The organism is Curvivirga aplysinae (genome assembly GCF_009711445.1).
Taxonomy (GTDB): domain Bacteria; phylum Pseudomonadota; class Alphaproteobacteria; order UBA8366; family Aestuariispiraceae; genus Curvivirga; species Curvivirga aplysinae.
On record NZ_SMMC01000030.1, the window covers coordinates 1 to 2415 of the forward strand.

General features: G+C 39.1%; 2 protein-coding genes and 1 tRNA gene. 1 reads left to right on the forward strand and 2 read right to left on the reverse strand.

Annotated features, from left to right (window positions below; all coding sequences use genetic code 11):
- Positions 1-148: 148 nt before the first annotated feature.
- Positions 149-1138 carry a GlxA family transcriptional regulator gene (locus E1160_RS00220; RefSeq protein WP_155152983.1) on the forward strand — a complete coding sequence of 330 codons (990 nt, stop codon included), beginning with the start codon at positions 149-151 and terminating at the stop codon, positions 1136-1138.
- A gap of 172 nt (positions 1139-1310) precedes the next feature.
- Here E1160_RS00220 and E1160_RS00225 read toward each other — a convergent pair whose 3' ends face one another.
- Both E1160_RS00225 and E1160_RS00230 read right to left on the reverse strand, forming a co-directional pair.
- Positions 1311-1823, reverse strand: coding sequence for a CBS domain-containing protein (locus tag E1160_RS00225; RefSeq protein ID WP_155152984.1), 513 nt, complete (start codon positions 1821-1823; stop codon positions 1311-1313).
- Between the two features lie 412 nt (positions 1824-2235).
- Positions 2236-2307: transfer RNA gene (locus tag E1160_RS00230), tRNA-Phe, on the reverse strand.
- Positions 2308-2415: the final 108 nt, after the last annotated feature.

Genomic DNA, 2415 nt, shown 5'->3' on the forward strand with positions numbered 1-2415 from the left:
GTTCTTGAACGGAAAGTAGAGAATTTCATCCTGCTAATTCTTTCAAAAATATTAGCTATGTAACGAAAATAAATATGTTACAATTGCGCAATTTTCATAGTATGATTGCGTCAAAATATCTATTAAACTGATCTTGAAAGTTACATGGATGAAATCCACTTATGACAAACGACATACCCAAGCGAGGCTTTCCGTCGGCTTCATCCTTGCAAATCAATTTACACTAAATGCATTTTCAAATTTCATTGATGTGTTACGTTTATCTGCAGATGATATTGATGGCAGCCAACCAATTCTTTGTCATTGGAAAGTCATTTCCACCTCAATGGATTTAATTACATCCAGTGCAGGTATTCCTGTTAAACCCGATGAAACATTAGGTGATCCAGCTAGGTTCGATTACATTGCAGTCGTCGGTGGATTGCTAGGTAAAAAAAACAACCTAGATAACAGATATGTCGATTTCCTTCATCAGGCAGCTAAAGCAGGCGTTCCCCTTATTGGCGTGTGCACTGGTGGTTTTATACTTCACAGAGCAGGCCTTATGAGTGGCAGAAAATGTTGTGTCGGATGGTTACATAGAGACGACTTTTTAGAAGAATTTGATGATCTGGAAATTATAACTGATCAAATTTTCATCGTAGATGGGGATCGTCTTACTTGCTCTGGCGGTGTCAGTGCAGCACATCTGGCCGCTTATCTTGTCGATAAACATGTTGGTGTCAATGAAGCAAGAAAAAGCTTACATATTATGATTATTGATGAGGTAAAGTCTGGTAGCAAGCCTCAACCCGGCATCCCGTTAACACTTGAAACTTCAGACGATACCGTTAAACATGCATTGCTATTAATGCAGCAAAATATGGAAAGTCGTGTCACCATCAGTAATATTGCCAAGCGTTTAAATATAAGCCGCAGAAAGCTTGAGAGAAAGTTCCAGCAATCTTTAAATATGACGCCTGCTCAGGCTGAAAAAACAATCCGCATTGAAACAGCCAAACATCTCATGTTAACTACTCACAATTCTATTTCCGAAATCGCGATCCAGACCGGATTTTGTGATGCCTCACATTTCATACGGGTCTTTAGAACCAAAAACGGTCTAACACCTGATCAATATCGTAACGCGAGCGTATAAATATTAAATTGCTTTCTATTTTAGTTTGAAATGTACGATCGCAGATATCACAATCTTTAACATCATCCATCTTATACTTTCTATCCTTCAGCCGCATTCATTTGGGTTGGATCAACCATCCCGGCCTTAAGGAGGATAAACCTAGCTTTCCGAAAGCAAGGATAAAGGCAAGCTAGATACTTTTTAGGATCATGACCATTATAATACTATATAGAAGAATGCCGCCTAGGATGAAAAGATGCTGATTATTAGTTCCAATTTTCTTTTCAATGCGAGCCGAAAATACATTCAATAATTCAGGCCAAGTGTAAGACACAAAATCACCCTGCGTCATGATTGAGACCAATTGACCTTGACTGTCCACGACGGGCAGCCGTCTAAAACGTTCATTAGACATAACCCTCAGCCAATCGACTACATTATCTTCCTCTTTTGCTAATCGAAGTTTTGTAGTCATAATTTCCGAGAGTATCGTCGAAGATGGGTCCTTACCCTGAGCCACGACACGTTTAAGAATATCTCGTTCAGTTACGATACCAACAACAACATTCTTTTCATTCGTCACAACAACAGAACCAATATTGAGTGAACTCATCTTCTTGGCTGCTTCGAAGACCATTTGGTCAGGCCCCGCACTAAATGGTTTTGGTTTAGAAAGATACTCTATTCGTTCTTTTATTTTCATTGTATTTTCCTCCTCATGCATATTCTATCTTACGATCCAATTTATACACCGGATCATTAGCGCTGATGTAACCATGGCACTCGCCCGTTCTATGATGAACAGTCATCATGAGGCATGCCTTCTAACGGGGTATAGAGTAAGAAAGGATAGAAAATGAGATAACCCAGCAACCAATCAATAAAATTTTCATGAGCAGTCAGGACATAATTCAACCTGACAAACAATGATGGATGCACGTTCCATGGATTGCGATAAAACGCAGCTATTGCTCTTGTTGAGGCTGCAATGAGCAAACTCATTAACGTAAAAAGTGTAAAACCGTAGTGTAAAACCAAAATAGGAATAAAGTTCTCAACCAGAGAACAAAACTTAAAGTATAAAGGAAAATCAAATGCTTAGAAAGAAAGGTAAATGGTGCTCGGAGGCAGATTTGAACTGCCGACACGCGGATTTTCAATCTTAATGTTACATTACCCTCTACTACGCTAAACCCGCCATTAGCGCGCTTTTACACCATCTTAATAAGGCTCTATTACTCATAACTACCTATAGCTACGCTCCACTACTGTAGCTATAAGGTAGCTAGAAAATT

What these genes read in the sequence shown, in the direction of transcription:
- E1160_RS00220 (WP_155152983.1), top strand. Translation starts at nt 149, where the DNA reads ATGAAATCCACTTATGACAAACGACATACCCAAGCGAGGCTTTCCGTC.
- E1160_RS00225 (WP_155152984.1), bottom strand. Translation starts at nt 1,823, where the DNA reads ATGAAAATAAAAGAACGAATAGAGTATCTTTCTAAACCAAAACCATTT.